This window comes from Sulfoacidibacillus ferrooxidans, assembly GCF_022606465.1.
GTDB classification, from domain to species: Bacteria; Bacillota; Bacilli; order Alicyclobacillales; family SLC66; genus Sulfoacidibacillus; species Sulfoacidibacillus ferrooxidans.
This window is the reverse complement of record NZ_JALBUF010000116.1, coordinates 1-316: the sequence shown is the minus strand read 5'-3', so window position 1 is coordinate 316 and position 316 is coordinate 1. Positions and strand designations below refer to the sequence as shown.

At 47.2% G+C, this 316-nt stretch carries 1 pseudogene; it reads right to left on the bottom strand.

From position 1 onward, the window contains the following. Nucleotides 1-187: pseudogene (locus MM817_RS16625) on the bottom strand (EamA family transporter); the annotation flags it as partial. Nucleotides 188-316 lie beyond the last annotated feature (129 nt).

Below are 316 nucleotides of genomic sequence, written 5' to 3'. Positions count from 1 at the left end.
AGACCCGATCTAGCCAGTTCTGAATTCGCCGGTCCACTTGCCCTAAATTCAACATGACCTTGGACCTCATCCAGACAAGCTCCATGGGCTGAACAGTTGCAAGTATAATCTTGCTTACCACATACATACCACCCCATATACTTGCGGCTAGTGCCATGTATAAGGCGCCTAAATAGCGTGTATTCATCAATATCCCTCCGTCATATTTGGACATTCATTGTCCACTGGCGAAGGGAAAATACGTCCCGATCCCTTCACTCAATGGCGTGGGAATGAGGGGACGTCGTTCTCAAATAATGCATCAAACACCATGTGT